This window comes from Methyloversatilis sp. MC4-4, assembly GCF_049843555.1.
GTDB lineage: Bacteria > Pseudomonadota > Gammaproteobacteria > Burkholderiales > Rhodocyclaceae > Methyloversatilis > Methyloversatilis discipulorum_B.
In genome coordinates, this window is sequence record NZ_JBBHZK010000001.1 from 1,436,450 (window position 1) to 1,452,776 (window position 16,327).

Here is a 16,327-nt window from a genome sequence, read left to right on the forward strand (position 1 = left end):
TGGCACCGCCTGACCAGGAGAAGTCTCATGAAAGGCGACAAGAAGGTTCTGCAGTACCTGAACAAGCAGCTGGTCAACGAACTGACCGCGATCAACCAGTACTTCCTGCATGCGCGCATGTACCGGAACTGGGGCCTGACCAAGCTCGGCGACCACGAGTATCACGAGTCGATCGAGGAAATGAAGCATGCGGACATGCTGATCGAACGCATCCTGCTGCTGGAAGGCCTGCCCAATCTGCAGGACCTGCACAAGTTGCTGATCGGCGAGAACGTGCCGGAAATGCTCGGCGCCGATCTGAAGATCGAACAGCAGTCGCACGCGACGCTGAAGGACGCGATCTCCTGTAGCGAAAGCGCGGGCGATTACGTTTCGCGCGACCTGTTCCGCAAGATCCTCGCTGACACCGAGGAACACATCGACTGGCTGGAAACCCAGCTGGACCTGATAGACAAGATGGGGCTGCAGAACTACACGCAGTCCGCAATGGGAGAACTCGGCAGCTGACGCACGCGGCGGTTTCCCGACGGAACTGCCATACCGGCCCGTCCGCGACGGGTCGGTGCCGCCCGGGCGCAGTCCGAACAACCGCCATGAACAGCCGCCACGCCGAACCCGCAACGCCGCGCACACCGTTGCTGCGCAGCGCACTGTCGGCACTGCTCAGTGTCGCCGCGCTGTGGCTGCTGACCGCCTTCCCGGCAACCCGCCTGCTTGATCAGCTCACGATCGCTCCCGCAGCATCCGCCCGGCCCGCGCCCGCGCAGGCAGGCACACCGCATTCCTGAACTCACAGAACGCCGACGATCGATGCACGACTTCACGACCCACCTCTCCGTCGGAGCGGCCCGATGAGCAGCGCCGCATTCGTTCCATCCGAAGCCGCCTTCGTACAGTCCCCGGGTGCCGCTCTTGCGCGCCCCGCCAGCCGCGTCCTTCGTCACGAGGCGGTTTCAGGCACACCGTCGGCGGGTCTTCCGCTGCGTGGCATGTCGCTCGCGGGCGCAGTGCTGCTGCACGCCGCCGCCCTGCTGTGGATCGTGCACAACCCCGCGGCGCTGGAAGCGCCGCCGATGGTGATGCAGGCGACACTGATCGCGCCCGAACCGCTGCCGATCGCCCCCCCGGAACCGCCCAAGGAAGAGAAACGGGTCGAGCCGGAGCAACCGAAGCCGGTGGTGAAGCCGGTCAAACCGGTGCGCAAGGAACAGCCGCTGCCGCAGATCGCGGCGGCGACAGACGCACCGACCACCGCCACCGTTGCTCCGCAGCCGCCGGCGCCGCCGGAACCGGTCGCGATCGACGCGCCGCCTGTCAGCGAGCCGTCACCGGCGCCGGTCACCGCTGCGCCGGTCGTCGCGCCGCCGCCGGTCACCCCGCCGAAGTTCAACGTTGCCTATCTGCAGAACCCGCGCCCGGCCTATCCGGCGATGTCCAAGCGCCTCGGTGAAGCCGGCCGTGTGATGTTGCGCGTGACGGTCGACGCGAATGGTCTGCCGACCACTGTCGAAATCTCCAAGTCCAGTGGGTTTTCGCGGCTGGATGACGCCGCACTCGAAGCCGTGCGCAAATGGAAGTTCGTTCCGGCACGCCGCGGTGACGAGGCGATCAGCGGCGGCCAGGCATTTGTGCCCATCGACTTCGGTCTCAACTCGTGATTTGTTCCCGTCCGCGTCAGGCGTACACTGCGCGGCGGCCAACTTTTGCATCAGGCTTCCATCAGGAGAAATTTGAATGAATGAGTCCCTCGGCTTTGCGCACTTTCTGTCGAATGCAGACGGTGTCGCAACCACCATCCTCGTACTGATGGTGCTGGCCTCCATCGGCACCTGGTTCCTCATCGTGCTCAAGGGCATCGTGGCCTTCCGCCAGCGCCGCGCCAGCGGTACCTTCCTCGACCGTTTCTGGAACGCCTCCTCGCTGGAAGACGTGGCGCGCGACATGCGCTCGCACGGCGTGACCGATCCGTTCTCGCATCTGGTGCACGAAGGTTTCAGCGCGGTTGAGACCCTGCGCAGCGGCAATGCCGGCACGCGTGGCCTGATCGCCACCGGCAGCGCCGACGAATTCCTGACTCGCGCGCTGAAGCGCTCGATCGAACGCGACCGCAGCCGCATGGAATACGGCCAGACCTTCCTCGCCTCGGTTGCCTCCAGCGCCCCCTTCATCGGCCTGCTCGGCACCGTCTGGGGTATCTATCACGCACTGCTGGCCATCGGCATGTCGGGTCAGGGCACGCTGGACAAGGTGGCGGGCCCGGTCGGCGAGGCGCTGATCATGACCGCCATCGGTCTGGCGACCGCCATCCCGGCCGCGCTGGCGTTCAACTTCTTCGCCCGCTCGACGCGCAACGTGATGGCCGAACTGAACAGCTTCGCGCACGACGTGTTCGTGATGCTGTCGACCGGCGTCAAGGACAGCGGCTCGAACGATCCGAAGGCCACCGGTGACCGCGTGCTTTCGCTGGTCGAACGCGGCCGCGAAGCCGCGCGCAACGCGCACTGATCAGGAGCCCGGACATGGCTTTTGCAAGTTTCGAGCAGGACGACGACGGGCCGATGGCGGAAATCAACATGATTCCGCTGATCGACGTGATGCTGGTGCTGCTCATCATCTTCATGGTGACGGCGCCGCTGCTGACGCACGCGGTCAAGGTCGATCTGCCCAAGGAATCGACCAGCGCCAACACGCTGCCGCCGGAAAACATCCAGATCGCCATCGGCCCCGACGAGCAGCTGTACTGGGCCGGCGAAAAGATCGACACCGATACGCTGAAGGCCAAGCTGCAGGAGGCCGCAGCGAAGGACAAGAACGCCGAGATCCAGCTGCGCGCCGACCAGAACGTGCCTTACCGTTCGGTGGCGCACGTGATGAGCGAGGCAGCCCGCCTGGGCCTTACCCGCATCGGTTTCGTCACCGACCCATCCGCGGCGAAGTAGATCGACACCCTCCGCACGACGAAACGGCCACCCTGAGGGGTGGCCGTTTTTCTTTGCATCTGTCGGCGAACGATGCTTGACAGCTCTCTGCACCGATGATGTAATGCGAATCGTTCTCATCCTAAACGAGAACGCGCGCCAGCCACCGTCTGCACTGAAGGTCCCCCGCAGACACCCGCCAGCCTCCCCGACAGCACCCGCGGCACCCGCGCCAAGCAGCCCAGGCGCCGCCCAGACGGAGGATGCAACATGACCCCGGAACACCAGCACGCCGGCGAAGCCAGCCCGAGCACGCTCGCCGCCGCCACGCTGTTCGTGATGACCCGCTTCGCCGAACGGCCCTGCCCGGAAGTGGCGCAGATGGTGATCCGCCATCTTGAAGTGGTGGCCGACGACGAACGCGCCGACCCGCTGATGCGCGAGGTCTGCGGCGCCCTGATCAACCGCTGGACGCTGCACACGGTCGGCGATCTGGCCGTGCGTGCCGCGCACTGAAACCCCTGCCCCGGAGCATCCATGTCCCGCTACACCGGCCCCCGCCTGCGCGTGCTGCGCGCACTCGGCACCGACCTCCCCGGCCTGACCCGTAAGACGGCCGAAAACCGCACTGCGCCCCCGGGCCAGCACGGCAACCGCCCGAACCGCCGCAAGTCGGAGTTCGGCGCCCAGCTGATGGAGAAGCAGAAGCTGCGCTACAACTACGGCCTGACCGAAACACAGTTGCGCGCCGTGTTCAAGGAAGCCGAGCGCTCCAAACTGCCGACCGGCGAAAAGCTGGTCGAACTGCTCGAACGCCGGCTCGACAACATCGTGTTCCGCGGCGGCCTGGCGCCGACCATTCCGGCCGCTCGCCAGCTGGTTCGCCACCGTCACGTGCTGCTCAACGGCCGGCGCGTGAATATCCCGTCCATCCGCGTGCGCGTCGGCGACACCATCACGCTGACCGAAAAAGGTCGCAAGGTGCAGAGCGTGGTCGATGCGCTGCAGACGCCGGCGCTCGAACGTGCCGAATGGATCGCCTTCGACCAATCGGCGCTGAGCCTGCGTCTGGCCCACCTGCCGCCGGGTGACGCCACGCCTTTCGCGTTCGAAGCACAGAAAGTGGTCGAGTTCTACGCCCTGCGCGTCTGACGCGCGGATGTCCTGCCGGCCTCCGGGCCGGCCCACCTGCCAGCCAGCCGGCAACCGCGGCCAGCCAGTCATGCAACGCATGGAGCATTCATGACCTGCCCGCATACCGCCCGGCGCCCCTCTTCCGATGCGGCGTCCTGTACGCGAGGCCTGTTCGCAGGCCGCGCACCCCATCGTCCGTTCATCGAGAGAGGTCACCCATGATCCATCATCGCCTGCGTCCGTTCGCGACGCCGCTCCTCGCGGCCGCCTGCTTCGCACTCGCCGGTTCCGCCTACGCCAGTACCACTCACAGCGCCTTCGACGACATCGAGAATTCGGTCGCCACCGACGGCTTCAACAACCTGACCGCAGCCCGCATCACCGCCACGCAGCTGGCCGCCGGCATCGCGTCGAACAGCGAAACAGAAGGCGGCGCCATCCTCCGGCGCACCTCCGGCGGCGCCTATCCGGCCTCTTCGGGCCTCTACCAGTTCGCCGGAAACGGCTCGACCTTCGAAATGGTGGTCAGCGATGCGGTCGACGGCCTGACCAGCATCGTGTTCCAGACCTACATCAACGTGAGCACCGGCAGCAACGGCATCTACGGCGTACTGGCGGCGAACAACCTGCCACGCCTCAGCTTCAACGGCGGCGAGCAGTTCCTGCTCTCCAGCTCGCAGGCGAGCGAGAACCTGGGCTACACCGACTTCTTCACCGGTGAATTCGTCGCCTCCGATCCGAACAACCCGAACCACCTCACCTTCACCTGGAACCTGGCCAGCCTCGGCGTCACCGTGCCGGTGGACAGCTTCCGCATCACCTTCGCCACCGACAACCACGCACAGTCGCAGGCCTTCCAGCTGGACCAGCTGGTGGCCGCTCCGGTGCCGGAACCGCAGACCGCCGCCCTGCTGCTCGGCGGTATGGCGGTGATCACGCTGGTCGCCCGCCGGCGCACGCGTCAGCACTGAGTTCCGTCTCGCCGCATGCGGGCGGTGCCCTCGCGGGTACCGCCCGCATGCGTTCGCCCATCCAGACTGTCACGACATCTTGAAACGCAGAATTCCCCTGCGCCTGCAGCTGCTGCTGGCGCTGACGTGGCCGCTCGCCAGCGCCGCACAGGAGGCCACGGCGACCGACGAAGAGATCGTCACGCTGCCGGAAATCCAGGTGCGCGACACTCGCGAGGACGTCCGACCGCCCGCCGTCGAACTGACACCGGATCGACCGGTGACCAGCATCGGGCCGGAGGCGATCGAACGCCGCCAGGCGGGCACGATATTCGACCTGCTGAAGGACGTGCCGGGTGTCGCCGTCGACGGCGGTCCGCGCGCCAGCGGCATGAAATTCAACCTGCGCGGCTTCTCCGACAACGAGGACGTGCTGTTCAAGATCGACGGCGCAGTGAAAGGCTTCGAGAAGTACCGCTTCGGCAGCGGCGTATTCATCGAGCCCGAACTGCTGAAGGCCATCGAGATCGAGCGCGGGCCGTCGCTGAAGTCCGGCTCGGGTGCGCTCGGCGGCACCATCTCGGCCACCACGAAATCCGCTGCCGACTACCTGCGAGCGGGTGAGCGCGTCGGCGCCCAGATCAGGTACGGCTACAACGCGAACAGCGGCGAGCGGCTGCGCATGGTGACGGTATACGGCCGCCCGAATGGCTACCTCGACCTGGTCGCCTCGATCGCCCGGCGCGACTCCGACGACATCCGCCTGCCCGACCGCAACCGGCTGGACCTGACCGCGGTGCACTCGGAAAGCCGCTTCGCCAAAGCCACCTTCTACGCCAGCGACGACCTGACGCTGGAACTGAGCCAGACCTACTACACCGGCGGCCCCGAGCGCGCGCCCTATGACGCGACCGCCGGCAGCGCGGGCCAGTTCGGCGTGGTCGAACGCAGCATCGAGGACACCACGACCAATCTGCGCGTGAACTACACGCCGGCCGATTCGTGGATCGCACTGCGCGGCACCCTCGCCTACGAAACGACCGACCTGAACGACGTGCATCGCATCGGCCAGAGCCGCATCTGCGTATCGCCGTCGACCGCCTTTCCGGCGGCTTTCCGCATCGACCGCTGCGACGACGCCTGGCGATACTCGATCTGGACTGCCGAGGTGTTCAACGATACCCGCTATGCCATCGGCGATCTGCAGGGCGTGCTCAGCATCGGCTATCAGGGCATACGCAACAGCCGCGATATTGCACGCGTCACCTCGCGCGCGCTGACCAACCAGCAGGTCTACCCGAACGGCTTCAACGAGGCGCAACCGCCGGGCGACAAAGTGTCGGATGCACTGATCATCGAGAACGCCTTTACGCTCGGCGCCTTCACCTTCACGCCGGGCGCCCGGCTCGACCGCTACCACGTCAGCGCCGAGGGTCAGACGCGCACCAACATGATCGCCGCCGGACAGTCGCCGGACATCCGCTTCGTCAAGCTGTCGCCGGCGGCGGCGCTCACCTGGCGCATCCCGCGCAGCGACTGGTCGGCCACCGTGCGCTACCACGAAGCTTTCCGACCGCCGCTGGTTGACGAGTACTTCGCCCGCGGCAGTTTCGCCAGCCGCTGTGCGAAAAGCGCTGGCTGGGCCTTGCCCGGCAACCCCGTGCTCTACCCCGAACCGCTGTACGACCCCTCAGGCTACGGTCAGACCTACGATCCCGCACTCGACCTCGCCCCCGACAACGAAATCTGCGGTGCGCTCTACCGGCCGCAGGAATCGTCGAACCACGAACTGACGCTGGCCTGGATGCCGCAGCCGGCCTCACCTCGCGACGGCCGCTGGCAGGCACGGGTCACCTACTACGACATCCACACCCGTCACTTGCTGACGTCCTTGAGCAATATCGGTGACGAAGTCGGCCAGCCGGGCAAGGAGCGGCGCAAGGGCACCGAACTGGAAATCAGTTACGACGGACTGCACGCCTTCTCGTCGCTGTCGTGGTCACAGATCGACGGCCGCATCACCAATGCGGTGGCTGGCACCGACTACGCGCTCTATGGCGTGCCCGGCGACACGCTGAGCATCAGTGCCGGCGTACGCGGGTTCGACGGGCGGGTCGAAGCCGGCGCGCGGATACGCGACATCGCTGACCGCCGGGCGGCTGCCGGCACCGTCGCCACCGTATGTTCGCGTCCCGGCACGCTGGTCGTGCCCGGCGTCGGCACGATAGGCACGCAGTACGGCGTACGCCTGTACGACCTGTTCGCCAGCTGGCAAATGACGCGTGACACACAACTGCGCTTCAATCTCGACAACCTGACCAACGAAACCTACTGCCTGCAGGATGGCTTCGCCGGTGCGGTCGGCATACAGGCGCCGGGTCGGACGGCGAAGCTTTCGGTGACGATGAGGTTCTGAACAATATTTCATATGTCAGGAAGGGTGCAGTACTGCAAGAATGCGCTCCTGTGCTGGATTTCCGCGCCCAATCAATGACATGCAAATGCAACACGCGTTGCACGCATGAACACCGTCATGCACCGTAACTGGACACATCACTGCGTTTGAATGCGCTCGCTGCGGGAAAAAACCATTCCTAATCATGCTCCAGCGCCGTTCACCGCACATGGCTCGGCTCTTGCTGGGACGGCCTGTTTCCGCGATACCCCTGCGAGGGGCGCCGCGTCCGTCCTGTCTTTCCGCACAGGAGTCACGTCCGATGTCTGCCAGCATGGCCGTTCTACAGCTGTCGATCGCTGCGCACCGGCATCTCACGCCCGGAATGCGACGCTGTGCGCCGACGCGCAGCAGCGGACGGGCCGCCACCTCCATTGAATGACCGCACCATGCCACACCCATCCGACCCCTACTGCCTCGGCCTCATGCCCGACCCGTCCGAACTTCCCGCGCTGGCGGCCAGTGTCGATGCCGTCATGCTCATCATCCGGCTGTCGGCCCGCTACGGGCCGCTGATGTTCCTGCACGACGCGACCGGCGACGTGCTTCAGCCGCGCTGCCGTCCGGTCGGCTCGCTGCCGGTCGATGACCATGACATCAAGCTGGGCGAGGTGGCCGGGTGCGAATACTGGATCGCACCGTCGGCGCTCGATCAGCTCGGCTCAGGCGCTCTGTTGCTCGATGTGCTGGAAGAGCGCGGTGACGCCACCGGCCTGGCCGGCCGCTTCGTTCTGCGCAAGGTCGGCAACTGATCTGCGCCGGGGCGGCGTCACGCCACCCCTTTCCCACCTGCGGCCGCCTTCAGGCCCTTCCGCTCCTCTCGTCCCCCTCCCTCCCCAGCGCCGCGAAGCTGCGCAGCGCTGTCCTCACGTCTGATGCTTGACACCATACTGCGAATCATTATCATTTAAAGAAATCGACCGTCCGCGGCCAGACCGCACGCATCCATGTCCGCCACTGGCAACGAACCGACCGAAGCATTGAAGGTGCGCCTGTCCGCCCTGCTGGATGACCTGATCCGGCACGACGGCTTCGGCTCGCTGAGCGTCGAGGTCCGTTTGCTCAAGCGCGGCCAGAAGGAAGTCATCATCGACTGCGGCAAGCAGTATCGGTACGTCATCGATTTCGCGCCCGGCTGAGGCCGGCGTGACGCAGCACACTCCGGCGGCGCGGGGCCGCGGAGCAGGTTTTCAAATCACAGAAACCGCCTGATCGATCGCCTTCGCGGGGAAGGGATGGATGGCTCAGAACGAGGTCCATCATGTCTTTCCGCCTTCTGCTGTCCGCTGGCGCCCTGTGCGCACTGTCCTCCACCGCCGCCTTCGCCACCAGCGCCAGCTGGGACACCCCGCTTGCCGGTCATGACGGCAACGGAAGTTCCGCCGCCACGCCGTGGGCCAGCGGCAGCGTCTATGCCGAGTGGAACGTGTTCGACAGCTTCAGCACCGACGCCACACCCGACATCGCCGGCAGTGGCAGCGTGAGTCAGCTCAACCCGGGCGCCGGCAGCTTCCTGACCGGCAGCGGCAATCTGTACAGCGCCGCCGGCGCGGCCTCCTTCCTGGTCGATCTCGATGTCGCGCAAAGCGGCACCTGGAACGTGTGGCTGCGCATCGCGACCCAGGGCACGGCGGCCGACATCGTCGCCACGCTCAATGGCATCGCCGCGAACAAGGTGGTCAGCTACAGCGCCGCGCTCGGCGGCTTCGGTGGCAGCGAGGAAGAGGCCTACTGGACCTGGGCGGTCACCGATCCGCTGTCGCTGCAGTTCAGCTTCACCAGCTCGGAAGCGCACCTCAGCCTCGACCAGCTCGCCGTACTCGCCCAGCCGGTGCCGGAACCGGCGACCTGGATGTCGCTGGCCGCCGGCCTCGGCCTGCTCGGCGCACTGTCGCGCCGTCGCGCCTGATCCCGGGAGACCGCGATGACTCCGCATACCGATCCCGAGAGCCTGTATCACACCTTCCACGCGCTGAAGGCGGAGCGCCGCCTGCGCAATCGCGACGCCGCCGCAGCCCTCGGCATCAGCGAGGGCGAAGCGATGGCCAGCGGCGTCGGCCGCGACGCCGTGCGCCTGACCGCGCCCTTCGACGCGCTGTTCCGCCGCATGCCCGAACTGGGCGAGGTGATGGCGCTGACCCGCAACGAAGCCGCTGTCCATGAAAAGACCGGCTGCTTCGAACAGATGTCCGGCGATGCCAAGGTCGGTCTGGCGCTGGGCAGCGCCATCGACCTGCGCATCTTCTACGGTCGCTGGGCATACGGCTATGCAGTGACCGAACAGGGTCCGAAGGGCGAGTCGCGCAGCCTGCAGTTCTATGACGCGCATGGCGACGCCGTGCACAAGGTGTTCTCGCGCGCCGGCACCGATCTCGCAGCCTGGGACCGGCTGGTCGCCGAGTTCGCCGCCGCCGACCAGAGCGCCGGCGAAAAGGTCGCGCCGCGCAGCGCGCCCGCCGGCGACGAAACGCCGCTCGACGCCATCGACGCCGTCGCCTTCCGCCGCGACTGGCTGGGCATGCAGGACACGCACGACTTCTTCCCGCTGCTGCGTCGGCACAAGGTGTCGCGACGCCAGGCCATGCAGATCGCGCCCGAGGGCCACGCCAACCGGATCGGCAACGATCTGACGCGTTCGCTGCTCGAAGTGGCGGCCGCCGATGGAGTATCGGTCATGTGCTTCGTCGGCAACCCGGGCATGATCCAGATCCACACCGGGCCGGTGCATCGGGTCGAAGTAATGGGGCCCTGGCTCAACGTGCTCGACCCCGGCTTCAACCTGCACCTGCGGCAGGACCTGGTCGACCAGACCTGGATCGTGCGCAAGCCGACCGCCGACGGCGTCGTCACCTCGGTCGAACTGCTCGACGCCGCTGGCGAAACCATTGCGCTGTTCTTCGGCGAGCGCAAACCGGGCAAGCCGGAGCGCGAGGACTGGCGTGCACTGGTGGCCCAGCTCGGCACCGCCGACAGCCTCGCGGCATGAGCCGCCGACTGCTCCGCAGCACGCTGGTGGCGCTGCTGTTCGCCGCCGGCGCGGCAGTCGCCGCACCGGCGCAGCGGCTGGTCACGGTCGGCGGCGCGGTGACCGAAATCGTCCATGCGCTGGGCGCAGCCGACCGCATCGTCGCTACCGACACCACCAGCACCTGGCCGGCGTCCGCGCAGGCGCTGCCCAAGGTGGGCTATCAGCGTGCGCTGGCGGCGGAGGGCGTGCTGTCGATGCGGCCTACCCACCTGATCGCCACCGCCGATGCCGGCCCGCCAGTCACGCTGACGCAGTTGCGCGGCGCCGGCGTGCAGGTGATCCAGCTCCCGCCGGACCACAGCGCGGCGCAGGTCGGCAACGCGATCCGCATGGTCGCCGCCGCGCTGGCGATGGAAGACGCCGGCCGCACACTGGCTGAGCGCTTCGATCACGACTGGAAGACGGCACAGCGCGAGGTGGGCGCCCTGCCCGGCCGGCCGCGCGCGCTGTTCATCCTCGACCACGGCGGCAGCAGTCCGATGGTGGCTGGCGACGACACGGCAGCCAATGCGATGCTGGGCTACGCCGGCGCCGTCAACGTGATGGCCGGACGCTTCCGCGGTTACCGACCGCTGACGCTCGAAGCGGCCTTAGCCGCGGCGCCCGACGTGATCGTGACGACTGACGAGGCCATCGCCGCCGCCGGTGGCGCCAGCGCCTTCCTCGCCCGCCCCGGACTGGCGGTGCTGCCGGCCGCGCGGGCGGGCCGGCTGGTCAGCCTCGACGCACTGCGCATGCTGGGCTTCAGCCCGCGCCTGCCACAGGCGGTGAGCGAACTGGCGCGCCGGATGCGCGCGCCGTGAACACGCGCGCACTCACTCTGCCCGGGGGCGCGCCTGCGTCGCTGGCACTGCCGGCGCTCGCGCTGGCGCTGTTCTGCGTCGTCGTGCTGGCACTGGGCAGCGGCGCGGTCAGCCTGTCGCCGACGGCCGTGCTCGGCGCGCTGTTCGGTGCCGACGCCGGCAGCGAAGCCGAACTGGTGGTGCGCACGCTGCGCCTGCCGCGCGTGCTGCTCGGCGTGATCGCTGGCGCCGGTCTGGGTATCGCCGGTGCGGCGATGCAGGGCCTGATGCGCAATCCGCTGGCCGACCCCGGACTGGTCGGCGTCAGCAGCGGCGCGGCACTGGCGGCCGCCTGTGTCGTGGTGCTCGGCGAACAGGCGATGAGCGCGGGTGGCTGGCTCGCCAGTTCGGCACTGCCGCTGGCCGCCTTCGCCGGCGCCGCACTGACCACCGCAGTCGTATACGCGGCCTCGCGCCGCAATGGCCGCAGTTCGGTCACGTTGATGCTGCTGTCGGGCATCGCCATCAACGCGCTGGCGATGTCCGGCATCGGTCTGCTCATGTTCATGGGCAGCGACGCGCAGGTGCGGCAGTTCACCTTCTGGACGCTGGGCAGCCTCGCCGGCGCGACCTGGCCCGGCGTGGTGGCGGCAATGCTGGCGGTCGCGCTGGCACTGGGCGCGCTGCTGCGCCGCGCCGGACCACTCGATGCGCTCGCGCTGGGCGAGTCGCAGGCCGCCCACCTCGGCGTCGCCACCGCGCGGCTGAACCGCAGTTGCGTGCTGCTGATCGCGCTGTCGGTCGGCGCGACCACCGCGCTCACCGGCACGCTGGGCTTCATCGGGCTGATCGCACCTCACCTCGCACGCCGGCTGGTCGGTCCGGCACATGCACGCCTGCTGCCGGCCAGCGCGCTGACCGGCGCCGCACTGGTCGTGCTGGCCGACAGCGCCGCCCGTACCTGGGTGGTACCGGCCGAACTGCCGATCGGCGTGCTGACGGCACTGTTCGGCGCCCCCTTCTTCATCGCCCTGCTGCGCCGTCGCGCCGCGCACGAAAGCACCTGACATGCTCGCTGCCCGCAATCTGACCGTTCGTGCCGGCCGTCGCCTCCTTCTCGACGACGTTACGCTGACGCTGAAGCCGGGCGAACTGCTGGCGCTGGTCGGCCCGAATGGCGCCGGCAAGACCACTCTGCTGCGCGCACTGGCCGGCGATATCGACATCCCACACGGCAGCGTGCTGTGTGCCGGCGCCCCGCTGCAGGACATCGCACCGCTTGCGCTGGCGCAGATGCGCGCTGTGCATGCCCAGCACCAGCGCACCGACCTCGAATACACGGCGGCCCAGGTGGTCGAGCTCGGCCGCTTCCCTCACCACCACGGACGCCCGGGCGCCGAAGACCGGCAGATCGCACGCGCCGCGATGGCGCTGACCGGCGTCGACGGCATGGCGACACGCATCTGCGCCACGCTGTCCGGCGGCGAGCAGGCACGCGTGCATCTGGCGCGCGCGCTGGCACAGATCTGGACGGCATCCGAAGGCGCGCACGCGCTGCTGCTCGACGAGCCGGTGGCGGCACTCGACATCGCCTGGCAACACCGCACGCTGGCCTGTGCACGCGAATTCGCCCAGCGCCGGGGCTGTGCGGTGGTGGCCATCGTGCATGACCTGAATCTGGCTGCGCGCTACGCTGATCGCATGGTGCTGCTGGCCGAAGGTCGCATCCGCGCCGATGCCGCACCCGCCGCCGTGCTGGCGTCGCCCGAACTGGCACAGGCCTTCGGCCTGCGCTGCCGGCTGCTGCATGACGCGCACGACGGACAAGCTGTACTGATCGCTGAGCCGGCATGATCGGCAAAAATGCGTGAACAGGGGTTTAGAAGACGGCGCGCGCGCCGTAGACCTCGGTGCCCGTCCACCACGAGTGGCCGTGGCAGACCCGGCACCAGAGACACGGCAGAGATCCTCCGATGGCAAGCAATCCGATCGAATCCAGCACCTCGACCTTCCTCGGCATGGGCCTGAAGGTCGGCGACCGCATGCAGCTCGATCCACCAGCCAAGATCACCGGCGGCGCGCGCGTCGTCAGGCTGGTCGGCTATACCGAAGACCGTTCGCTGCTGGTCAGCATGCCCGACGAAAAGAACTGGAGCGGCTCGCTGATCGAAGGCGACTCCGTACTGGTGCGCACCTTCTCCGGACGCAAGGCCTTCAGTTTCAACAGCCGCGTGCTCAGACGCGCGGTCAGCCCCTACGAATACCTGCACCTGGAGTTTCCGTCGGCGGTATCGAGCCGTCGCATCCGCCGCGCCGAACGCGTCCGCACCGACATCGCGGTGCAGCTCAAGGGCGCTGACGCGCGCGCCGTGCGCGTCACCAATCTGAGCGCCACCGGGGCCGAACTTCGCAGCAGTGCCGCCGCGGGCGAAGTGGGGGAAACGCTGAGCTTCACGCTACCGCTCAATCTGCATTTCGTCGACATCGAGGTGCAGTGCGAAGGCACGGTGCGCAACGCCCATCCGCTGCCGGACGGCGGTGTCGCCTGCGGCATCGAATTCGCCGAGCTGGACAACCAGAGCTGGATACTGCTGCGCAGCTACGTCTATCAGCACCTGCTCGATTCGCCGTCCGGGCGCCTCTGAAGCGCGGACGGCCGGCTGCAGCCGGTGCATCCACCGCAAGCGGCGGACGGCGCACGCAGGGCGCGCCACCACTGACGCAGTGCCCGACCGGCCGCCAGCGCGGCCAGCGCCACGGCACACAGCGCAACGAAGTCGGTCAGTACGGTCATCCACTCACTCCGGATGCGATGCGGAAGGTCAGGAAGGCTGCCAGCCAGGCCAGCCCGAACAGATAGCCCGCCATCAGCAGCGGCGCCCGCCAGCCACCGGTTTCACGCCGCACGGTAGCCAGCGTCGACAGACATTGCGGCGCGAACACGAACCAGGCGAGCAGCGACAACGCAGTGGGCAGCCCCCAGCTGGCCGAAATCAGCGGTGCCAGCGCCTGCGCAGTGTCGTCGGCGGTGGCCGACAGCGCATACACGGTCCCCAGCGCGCTGACCGCCACCTCGCGCGCCGCCATGCCGGGCACAAGCGCGACCGCGATCTGCCAGTTGAAGCCCACCGGCTCGAACAGCGGCAGCAGGAAGCGGCCCAGCGTACCGGCGAAGCTGTACTCGATCGCCGGGCCGGTGGCGCCGGGCGGCGGTGCCGGGAAGGTGGCGAGGAACCACAGCAGCACGGTCAGCGCGAGAATGATGCCGCCGACCCGGCGCAGGAAGATGAGCACGCGCTGCCACAGGCCGATCGCGATATTGCGCACCGACGGCCAGTGATAGTCCGGCAGTTCCATCATCAGCGTCTGCGTCAGGTCGCGCGCACCGAAGCGCTTGAGCAGCCAGGCGATGGCGATGGCCGACACGATGCCCGCCAGGTAGAGCGCGAACAGTACCAGCCCCTGCAGTTCCAGCCCGCCGGCAACGGTGCGCGACGGAATGAAGGCGCCGATCAGCAGCGCATACACCGGCAGTCGCGCCGAACAGGTCATCAGCGGCGCGATCATGATGGTGACCCAGCGGTCGCGCGGATTCTGGATGGTGCGCGTGGCCATGATGCCGGGTATCGCGCAGGCGAAGCTCGACAACAACGGGATGAAGGAGCGGCCGGACAACCCTACGCCGCCCATCAGCCGGTCGAGCAGGAAGGCGGCACGCGGCAGATAGCCCGATTCCTCGAGCAGCAGGATGAAGAAGAACAGGATGACGATCTGCGGCAGGAATACCAGCACGCCGCCCAGCCCGGCGACGATGCCGTCGACCAGCAGACTGCGCAGCAGGCCGTCCGGCAGGATCGATCCGACCGCTTCGCCGATCGTGGCGGTCGCCGCCTCGATCCAGCCCATCGGCGCCTCGGCCCAGGCGAACACCGCCTGGAAGATCAGGAACAACAGCGCGCACAGCAGCAGCGGACCGACCAGCGGATGCAGCAGCACGCGGTCGGCGCGGTCGCTGAAGGCGTGCGCCTGCACGGTGTCGAGCCCGAGCGAAGCCAGGATGTCGCGCACACGTCTGTGGTCGTCGGCGACGTCGCCCGCTTCCGCCGCCGGCAGCGCGGCGCCCGGGCGCACGTCCTCGAGCAGTTCGAGCAGCGCGTCGGCGCCACCCGATTTCACCGCCACCGTGGTGACCACCGGCACGCCGAGCGCTTTCGACAGCGCCTCGGCATCGACGTGGATGCCACGCGCCCGTGCCAGATCGGTCATGTTCAGCGCAACCACCACCGGCAGCCCCTGGCGCATCAGACCGAGCACCAGTCTGAGCTGACGCGGCAGGTGGGTCGCATCGACCACCGCAAGGATCAGATCGGGACGGCGCTCGCCGGACAGACGCCCCGCGAGCACATCACACGTGACCTGCTCGTCCGGCGAATGCGGCGTCAGGCTGTAGGTGCCGGGCAGATCGAGCACCGCCAGCCGGCGGCCGGACGGGGTGCGCAGCACGCCCTCCTTGCGCTCGACGGTCACGCCGGCATAGTTCGCCACCTTCTGCCGGCTGCCGGTGAGCAGGTTGAACAGCGCGGTCTTGCCACAATTCGGGTTGCCCACCAGCGCCAGCAAGGCCGGACCGAGCCGGCTGCTATCGACCACCGTCTGCGTCACGCTGCCGCTCCATCGGCCGCTCGCACCAGTACGCAGTCGGCTTCGGCGCGGCGCAGCGCAAACGTCGACACGCCGACCCGTACCGCCAGCGGCTCGCCGCCCGGCTGACCGCGACGCAGCACGCGTACCGATTCACCACTGATGAACCCGAGTTCGCGCAGCCGGCTGGCCCATTCCGGCGCCCGGGCGTCGGCACGCACCTCGACCACAGTCATCGGCGCGCCGACGGTGGCGCTGCTCAGCGCGAAGCCGGAAGTCGGACCGGGCGTCTGGGATTCCACGTCGGAAGGCGTCGGCATTGCAATATCCGCTGATTCAGATGTTGAGAACAGTTTTCATTCTACCCGAGCGGACCACACAGAGACAGTCCGCGCAATCCGCCGACCCGCGCGGAATTT

General features: G+C 67.9%; 19 protein-coding genes. 17 read left to right on the forward strand and 2 right to left on the reverse strand.

Going from position 1 to position 16,327, the window contains the following annotated elements; all coding sequences use genetic code 11:
- Positions 1-27 precede the first annotated feature (27 nt).
- The 17 genes from bfr (at position 28) to WDZ97_RS06700 (ending at position 13,912) form a co-directional block, all read left to right on the forward strand.
- Positions 28-507, forward strand: a complete 480-nt coding sequence (gene bfr / locus WDZ97_RS06620) for a bacterioferritin (RefSeq protein ID WP_019918572.1) — start codon at positions 28-30, stop codon at positions 505-507.
- An 86-nt stretch (positions 508-593) separates the two neighbouring features.
- Positions 594-788, forward strand: coding sequence for a hypothetical protein (locus tag WDZ97_RS06625; protein ID WP_425762204.1), 195 nt, complete (start codon positions 594-596; stop codon positions 786-788).
- Positions 789-851: 63 nt separating this feature from the next.
- The gene (locus WDZ97_RS06630) at positions 852-1,658 is read left to right on the forward strand and encodes an energy transducer TonB (protein WP_425762205.1); all 807 of its coding nucleotides are present in this window, start codon (positions 852-854) and stop codon (positions 1,656-1,658) included.
- Between the two features lie 76 nt (positions 1,659-1,734).
- The gene (locus WDZ97_RS06635) at positions 1,735-2,505 is read left to right on the forward strand and encodes a MotA/TolQ/ExbB proton channel family protein (RefSeq protein ID WP_020164367.1); all 771 of its coding nucleotides are present in this window, start codon (positions 1,735-1,737) and stop codon (positions 2,503-2,505) included.
- A gap of 14 nt (positions 2,506-2,519) precedes the next feature.
- Positions 2,520-2,939, forward strand: a complete 420-nt coding sequence (locus tag WDZ97_RS06640) for an ExbD/TolR family protein (protein WP_019918576.1) — start codon at positions 2,520-2,522, stop codon at positions 2,937-2,939.
- A gap of 249 nt (positions 2,940-3,188) precedes the next feature.
- Positions 3,189-3,434, forward strand: a complete 246-nt coding sequence (locus tag WDZ97_RS06645; protein ID WP_019918577.1) for a hypothetical protein — start codon at positions 3,189-3,191, stop codon at positions 3,432-3,434.
- Between the two features lie 21 nt (positions 3,435-3,455).
- Positions 3,456-4,070: a 30S ribosomal protein S4 gene (gene rpsD / locus WDZ97_RS06650; protein ID WP_425762206.1), complete on the forward strand. Its 615-nt coding sequence runs from the start codon at positions 3,456-3,458 to the stop codon at positions 4,068-4,070.
- Between the two features lie 200 nt (positions 4,071-4,270).
- Positions 4,271-5,023, forward strand: coding sequence for a PEP-CTERM sorting domain-containing protein (locus tag WDZ97_RS06655; RefSeq protein ID WP_425762207.1), 753 nt, complete (start codon positions 4,271-4,273; stop codon positions 5,021-5,023).
- A 79-nt stretch (positions 5,024-5,102) separates the two neighbouring features.
- Positions 5,103-7,418, forward strand: coding sequence for a TonB-dependent receptor domain-containing protein (locus tag WDZ97_RS06660; protein WP_425762208.1), 2,316 nt, complete (start codon positions 5,103-5,105; stop codon positions 7,416-7,418).
- Between the two features lie 428 nt (positions 7,419-7,846).
- The gene (locus tag WDZ97_RS06665; RefSeq protein ID WP_425762209.1) at positions 7,847-8,209 is read left to right on the forward strand and encodes a DUF779 domain-containing protein; all 363 of its coding nucleotides are present in this window, start codon (positions 7,847-7,849) and stop codon (positions 8,207-8,209) included.
- A gap of 195 nt (positions 8,210-8,404) precedes the next feature.
- Entirely contained in the window at positions 8,405-8,596 is a 192-nt protein-coding gene (locus tag WDZ97_RS06670) for a hypothetical protein (protein WP_341421541.1), read from the forward strand.
- Between the two features lie 122 nt (positions 8,597-8,718).
- Positions 8,719-9,366, forward strand: coding sequence for a PEP-CTERM sorting domain-containing protein (locus tag WDZ97_RS06675; protein ID WP_425762210.1), 648 nt, complete (start codon positions 8,719-8,721; stop codon positions 9,364-9,366).
- A gap of 15 nt (positions 9,367-9,381) precedes the next feature.
- Positions 9,382-10,443, forward strand: coding sequence for a hemin-degrading factor (locus WDZ97_RS06680; RefSeq protein ID WP_425762211.1), 1,062 nt, complete (start codon positions 9,382-9,384; stop codon positions 10,441-10,443).
- A complete protein-coding gene (locus WDZ97_RS06685) occupies positions 10,440-11,288 on the forward strand; it encodes a heme/hemin ABC transporter substrate-binding protein (protein ID WP_425762212.1) in 849 nt (282 codons plus the stop codon). Before WDZ97_RS06680 ends, WDZ97_RS06685 begins: the two co-directional genes overlap by 4 nt.
- Positions 11,285-12,334 carry a FecCD family ABC transporter permease gene (locus WDZ97_RS06690; RefSeq protein ID WP_425762213.1) on the forward strand — a complete coding sequence of 350 codons (1,050 nt, stop codon included), beginning with the start codon at positions 11,285-11,287 and terminating at the stop codon, positions 12,332-12,334. The genes WDZ97_RS06685 and WDZ97_RS06690 overlap by 4 nt, the downstream gene beginning before the upstream one ends.
- Before the next feature lies 1 nt (position 12,335).
- Entirely contained in the window at positions 12,336-13,121 is a 786-nt protein-coding gene (locus WDZ97_RS06695) for a heme ABC transporter ATP-binding protein (RefSeq protein WP_425762214.1), read from the forward strand.
- A gap of 119 nt (positions 13,122-13,240) precedes the next feature.
- Positions 13,241-13,912, forward strand: coding sequence for a flagellar brake domain-containing protein (locus tag WDZ97_RS06700; protein ID WP_425762215.1), 672 nt, complete (start codon positions 13,241-13,243; stop codon positions 13,910-13,912).
- Positions 13,913-14,057: 145 nt separating this feature from the next.
- Here the strand turns inward: WDZ97_RS06700 and feoB are convergent, their stop codons facing one another.
- On the reverse strand, positions 14,058-15,929 hold the full coding sequence (gene feoB, locus WDZ97_RS06705; protein ID WP_304003501.1) for a ferrous iron transporter B: 1,872 nt from the start codon (positions 15,927-15,929) through the stop codon (positions 14,058-14,060).
- Positions 15,926-16,228 (reverse strand): FeoA family protein, encoded by a 303-nt coding sequence (locus WDZ97_RS06710; RefSeq protein WP_341421549.1) that lies wholly within the window; start codon positions 16,226-16,228, stop codon positions 15,926-15,928. The genes feoB and WDZ97_RS06710 overlap by 4 nt, the downstream gene beginning before the upstream one ends.
- Positions 16,229-16,327: the final 99 nt, after the last annotated feature.